The sequence below is a fragment of the Adlercreutzia rubneri genome, assembly GCF_009755265.1.
In the GTDB taxonomy this organism is placed as follows: domain Bacteria; phylum Actinomycetota; class Coriobacteriia; order Coriobacteriales; family Eggerthellaceae; genus Adlercreutzia; species Adlercreutzia rubneri.
Map to the genome: position 1 here is coordinate 22405 of NZ_WPOO01000026.1, position 6338 is coordinate 28742.

Here is a 6338-nt window from a genome sequence, read left to right on the forward strand (position 1 = left end):
CTTAATCGCGGTCGATCCAGTAGGCCTCGGTCGTGTGGCTATGCCTTTGGCTCTCGGGCAATGGCGTGCGCCAATCACCGTAATTGAGCGTGAGATACTCATCGTAGCTCCGAGGTATGAAATAGCGGCGGTTCTCGAAGTCGACTTCGTGGGGCTCGAACCACGAGGACGGCTGCACAATATCGGGGTCGGCCATTGAGACGATATCGAGATATGCCGCCTCGTCGGTCTTCTCGCAATGATGGGCGTTGTCATCGATCAGCCGGGAATAGTGTGCGGGATCCATTCTCTTCGCTATGGGGTCGAGCAGTTTCTTTGCGAGCTTGCGCAGGGGTGTTGTGCCGTTTGACGGATCGGACAGGGCGAGTGCCAGCGACGCGGTGAGCCGGGCATTGCGTCGAAAAACGCGTTTGGCGTCCTTGGGTATGCCGTCAAGGGGAAAGATATCGACCCAGACGCCCGTTTTGTATGAGGCGCTTACGTAGCGCTCCTTAACAGAGGTACGCGTGTCGATGATCTTCACGAATTGATACACCGATGTGTCGTTGCGACAGAACGTGAGCGCGTAGTTTTTGCTTGTACGCCACTTGTCGAAGTGGGCGATGAGCTGTTCGTAGTCGTCGCGCGGCATGATGACGTCCATGTCGTCGTCCCAGGGGATGAAGCCGCCGTGGCGAACGGCGCCGAGGACGCTGCCGTAACCGAGGAAGTAGGTGAGCCCGTGTTGGCGGCAAATGGCGTCAATCTCGTCCATGATCTCAAGCTCGACTGCCTTCATTTCCTCTAGCGTCATGGCCCTCATCGGTGTTGCTCCCTTAGGTTTTCTGCGCTTCGCCAAGCGCGGCCGGCAATTGTTTCGTAGGATATAGTATCGTATGACGGTGTCCTGCCGGTGTGCATTTGTTGCGACTTCGGTGTTCAAGGATCGAGAGAAGTTGGAGGATCATGTGAGCGGCGAGCAAGAGCCCCTGTCTATGAAGCGGAATATGCTGTGGAATTCCGCGGGGTCGTTCACGAATCTTCTGGCCCAATGGCTCATAACGGTCCTGGTCGTTCGCATCGCGAGCGGCTATGACGCCGCGGGGCTTTATTCCCTGGCTGTCTCGGTGTATGGAATCTTCGCCCCTGTGGCGCAGTACCGGATGTACACGTACCAGATATCCGATACCCGTCACGAGAACACCGTCGGAGAGTACTTCACGCTGAGGGTCATCACGAACGGAATCGCGTTGGTGGCCTGCTTCGGATACGCGTTGCTCACGTGTCCCCTGTCGGCTGTGCCCGCGATTATGCTTTACGGTCTGTTCAAATCTGCGGCATTGCTCATCGATGTCTTCCATGCTTGCGACCAGCGGCACTACCGGATGGACTACATCGGCATATCTTTGGCAATGCAGGGCGTGACGTCTCTGGCGATCTTCGCTCTTGCGTTTTCCCTGACGCAGAATCTGGAAGTAACACTCGCGCTTATGAGTCTTGCGCTGCTGGTTATAGGGCTTGTTTACGATATGCCCCGCTCCAACGGGTTCGAGAAGCTACGACTCGGTATCACCTGGAGGAAGACGCGGCATCTTCTCCTCAAGTGCCTGCCTATCGTTATCGGGGCCCTTGCGATGGCCGCGGCCGTGTCCGCGCCGCGGCAGTATCTGTTCGATGCTATGGGGGAGGCCGCCTTGGGCGTTTATGCCTCGGTGGCGGCGCCGGTGGCTATCATACAGACTGGCGCATCCTACATCTACTATCCGCTGATCGGGTATTTCGCCGATTACTACGATCGGGGCGAGAAGCGGAAGCTCATGGGGCTCTTGCTGCGAGTTACGGGCGGTATTGCCCTTGTCGGCATTGTCTGCGCCGTGCTGCTTGAATTGTTCGGAGCCCCTCTTCTCGAGCTGTTCTTCGCCAACAATATCGGCCAATACGCCTACCTTCTTGTTCCCATGATCGTATCCGCGATGATCACGGCCTACGTTTGGTTTCTCAACGATCTGCTCATTGCTGTGCGCGATTTCAGGGGAAATTTGATAGGCAGCATCGTGCCCCTTGTCGTTGCGCTTGCTTGCATGGTTCCTTTCGTGCAATGGTGGGGCATGAATGGCGTGAGCTTTACGGCCATCGCCTCCTATTTGGCGGCGGCAGTGAGTATGGGGGCTTCGTTCCTAGCCTGCCTGAAAAAGTCAGGGGCCGTTCGCAACGCTGATTCCGTCGACGGCTCCGCTCTTTGACATGCTGTTAGTTAGTTCTCGATTTTGCCTAATGGGCATAGTAGAATACGAACAAGAAAGTTAAGCGAAGCCGTGCACAATGCGTTAAGGTGTTGGGCGCGGTTTCGCTGGATGGGTGTCGGCATGAGGAGACATCATGAACAAGACTGACCGCTCGATGTTCCGTCGGGCGCTGTGCATCGCCTTGTCCGCGCTGCTTGTTGTCACCGTAGCCGGCATTCCGGAAAGCTTTGCCGCTCCGTCGGGGGCAATCGGTGATACCGAAGTGCCTATGGCGGCGCTGGACGAAGCCGCAGCGGATACTAGCGAGTCCGCCAACGTTGGGGGCGGCGAGACCTATCCCGACGATGGTGATTACCTTGCCGGTGTGGAAGAGGCCGCATTGGCGGAAGAGGAGCGGTCTGCCGACATTGATGAGCTGGGGTATATCCCCGGTGAGATCATCGTCGTGTACGAGGAGTCAGCGTCCGATGCCGAGAAGCAGGCCGCTATCGATGTCGTGGAAGGGGAGGAGTCGGCGGCTGAGGCGACGTTTGAGGAGAGCGTCGCCGTTCCCGTGGAGATCTCGGATGACGTGACGGTGGAGACTGCTGCGGAGATGGTCAAGCAAGATCCGGCAGTCAGATACGCCCTGCCAAACTACACCGTGTCCACCTACGATGAGCCGTCGGCGGTTGCGCAAGGGGCCGCCGCTGTCAAAATTGACGACCTCCAAGCGCGGCAGTGGTACATCGATTACGTGAAGGCTCCAGCCGCTTGGGATGCTATTGCGACGAGACTTCCAACGGCCGCGTCTGCGAAGGTGGCCGTGATTGACACGGGTGCCTCGCTGAGCCATCCCGACCTAGCCAATGTGGTCAATCGCAGGCAAAGTGCCGAGGTTGTGCACGGGGAGGAGAAGGATCTCTCTTCTTGGACGACGAAGCCGCTCCGCGGTGATGGCTACGTGAACGGGAGCGCCGGCGTTGAGGAGTACGCGAGCCACGGCACCCATGTTTCGGGGATTATTGCTGCCGAAGCGGGCAACGGCGGAACGCTGGGCGTTGCCAGCGGGGGTTCTACGGTCGATGCAAACAACCTGATCGATCTCGTCGTCATTGATGCCTTTTCGAAGAAAACGCGGGATCCGCGAACAGGTGCATGGGTTGCTAACGGCACCGTTTACGACGTTGTCTACTCTTTGGAGTACGCGCGCGATATCGGCTGCAAGGTGGTCAACATGAGCTTGGGCTTCGACGTATACGATGAGGAGCTCGCACGCTACTTCGAAGAGCTCTGCAGCGAGCTAACTGACAACGACGATATGCTGATCGTGGCGGCAGCCGGCAACAGCGGCGTCAATCAGAAGAGCATTCCTGCCTCGTGTGACAGCGTGATCGGCGTCATCAGCTTGACGCACCGCGCCCATGTGAGCTCGGGCCGCAACAGCATCTCCTCCGCCACGTGGATGACGGGGGATATTACACGCTCATCGTTCTCGAATTATGGCGATTGGTGTGACCTGTCCGCCCCGGGAGAGAGCATCTACAGCACTCTCCTCCTTAATGGCTCAACGGATACCTACGGATACATGGACGGCACTTCTATGGCTTGTCCTGTTGTGGCGGCGGTTGCCTCTATGGTTCGTGTCGCGGCCCCCGAGCTTTCGGCGCGAGAAGTCAGGGATGTGCTCTGCAAAACGGCAGCCGATCTCACCGAAGTTCGCGGCAAGGACGATCAGAGCGGGTGGGGTGCGGTTGATGCTGAAGCTGCCCTAAAGAAAGTCCTATCGCCTGCTGCTGGGGACACGACGTCGAAGGGCGATGGGACGGAACCCTCCGAATCGCAGGCTCCTTCCGTGCAGCCGGCGCCTCCCGTGAAGCAGCCCGATCAGCAGGCGCAAAAGCAGCCGACCGTAAAGCCGGCGCCGCAAGCTCCCGAGCGCCCTGCGACGACGAGCCAAGGTTGGGTGACGGTAGGTGGCAAATGGCGCTATGTCGGGAACGATGGAGCGTATGCCACAGGCTGGATTAAGGTGAAGGGCACTTGGTACTACCTCCACGGTAATGGCGACATGGCGACGGGCTGGCTCAAGCTGGGCAAGACGTGGTATTACCTAAAGGGTTCGGGCGCCATGGCGACGGGCTGGCTCAAACTGGGCAAGACGTGGTATTACCTGAAAGGCTCGGGCGCCATGGCGACGGGTTGGTACCAGGTTGGAAGGACGTGGTATTACTCTAATGGTTCCGGTGCGATGCAGGCGAACCGTTGGATCGGAAACTACTATGTGAAATCGTCCGGTGCTATGGCTACGAGTCAGTGGATTGGTCGCTATCATGTGAACGCTTCGGGGAAGTGGGATAAAACGCGGTAGCTCTTGGTAGACTACCGCAGTTCTGATATTGCGTGTTATATGGGAGTTTGTGTTATGGAGAGGCGATTGGGTCTGCCGGGCGCAATGCTCGGCATACTGCTGTGCGCGTTTGTGATGGTTTTGCTGGGATCGTCTTTGGCTTACGGCGCGCCGAAAGACGGCGAAGTGCGCATTCATGTGATGCCCTACAACAATACTGACGCCATCATCGTCGAATGTGACGGTAAGTTCGGCGTTGTAGATTCGGGAGAAGACTCGCTGTCGCCCGATGGAGCCGATGAGCGCTACCCGTTGCGCGGCGGCATCACGGTTGGGCAGGGTATCGAATCCCAGGTCATTTCCTATATGGAAATGCTTGGCATCACCGAAGACAATCTTGAATTCTACATCGGTACGCATCCGCACAGCGATCATATCGGTTCTGCTGCGGACGTCATACGCAAGTTCCACCCCAAAACGGTGTACACGCCCCTTTACAGCGATTCCTTCATCAGCGAAGAGACGAGACTGTGGGACAATCGCTTCGTCTACGATCGTCTGATTGAGGCGGTGGAGAGTTACGACGGGAAGCTCGTACAATACCTCGATCCCGATTGGGCGGAAGTGCCGGAGCTTGGCACCGATGGTGACGAGGGGGGGCGCCGAAAGCGATGGCAGCGTCGAAGGCGAGCTCAGTGGTAATGAGGCCGGACTCGACGAAGAGGGCGGTGACGGGGATGAAACGGAAGACGTGGACGGCAAGCGTGATCTTCTCACTGGTTGTTCCATATTCGCGCTTGGGAGCGCGCAGATCGAAATCATGAACTACGACCCCGTCGACACCGATTATTCAACCTATCGTGTTCCCGATGCCAACCGCTTTTCCTATGCGGTGTTGGTGACGGCGGCGAATGGACGCAAGGCTTTTCTCGCCGGCGATATCGACGACTATTCGCAAGGGTGGTCGCTCGGGGGAGGCGATGAGACGAAAATTGCCCAGACCTTGCGCAATGTCGACTTCTTAAAAATGGCCCATCATGGGCGCCAGGGGTCGAACACCCCTAGTTTCCTGACCGCCATTATGAGACCGATGGCAAATGGGGTTCGCCCTGTTGCCGTGCAGACGGGTAGCTATCGTCTTCTGCCAGAACAAACTATCCAGGCGCTTCATCGCATTGGGGCGAAGCACTTCAATGCCACCAGTGCGTCAGATAATGGGTATTTGGCGCTTGTGGCTACGCTCGGCGATTCCGGCGTTACGACCAACGTCGATCATACTGGCCTCCTTTTGCAAAAGCGTTCCTCGGCGCCATGGGCCTTCTATTACCTCGATGGCGTGCCCCAGATTCAGCGGACAGGCTGGCAGATGGTGGATGGTGCGTGGCGCTATTTCGAAGGCGATGGTTCTCTTGCTATGGGATGGAGGCAGGTTGGTTCAAAAAACTATTATCTGCGTTGGTCGGATGGCTCGATGGCTACTGGATGGCACCATGAAGGTGCTAAGCACTACTATCTCCAAAGTGACGGCTCTCTATATGTGGGCAAGGGCTGGACGAAGTTCGGCGATCGCTGGTTCTATTATGCCGATGCGAGTGGAGCGGTGAAGGTTGGTTGGCTGAAGGAGAAAGGGAAATGGTACTACCTGTCTCCCGACAATGGCGCCATGGCCACGGGCTGGGCGAAGGCGGACGGCGCCTGGTACTACCTTGACGGCTCCGGCGCCATGCGGACCGGCTGGCAGAAGATCGGCGGCAAATGGTACTACCTCAAGGGCTCCGGCGCCA

Annotated in this window: 5 protein-coding genes; 4 read left to right on the forward strand and 1 reads right to left on the reverse strand. The window is 57.7% G+C overall.

All coding sequences use genetic code 11. The features are described from left to right. Position 1 precedes the first annotated feature (1 nt). Positions 2-793 carry a LicD family protein gene (locus GO707_RS10975; protein WP_198161089.1) on the reverse strand — a complete coding sequence of 264 codons (792 nt, stop codon included), beginning with the start codon at positions 791-793 and terminating at the stop codon, positions 2-4. An 82-nt stretch (positions 794-875) separates the two neighbouring features. On the opposite strand from GO707_RS10975, the gene GO707_RS10980 reads away from it, so the two are divergent. The 4 genes from GO707_RS10980 to GO707_RS10995 form a co-directional block, all read left to right on the forward strand. Then, entirely contained in the window at positions 876-2222 is a 1347-nt protein-coding gene (locus tag GO707_RS10980) for a lipopolysaccharide biosynthesis protein (protein ID WP_157013028.1), read from the forward strand. 136 nt (positions 2223-2358) lie between these two features. Then, positions 2359-4575: a S8 family serine peptidase gene (locus GO707_RS12645; RefSeq protein WP_157013029.1), complete on the forward strand. Its 2217-nt coding sequence runs from the start codon at positions 2359-2361 to the stop codon at positions 4573-4575. Between the two features lie 54 nt (positions 4576-4629). Then, positions 4630-5256 carry an MBL fold metallo-hydrolase gene (locus GO707_RS10990; RefSeq protein ID WP_198161090.1) on the forward strand — a complete coding sequence of 209 codons (627 nt, stop codon included), beginning with the start codon at positions 4630-4632 and terminating at the stop codon, positions 5254-5256. Further along, positions 5198-6338, forward strand: a 1141-nt coding sequence (locus GO707_RS10995) for a ComEC/Rec2 family competence protein (RefSeq protein ID WP_472755562.1), incomplete at its 3' end; no start/stop codon positions are given. The genes GO707_RS10990 and GO707_RS10995, both read left to right, overlap by 59 nt.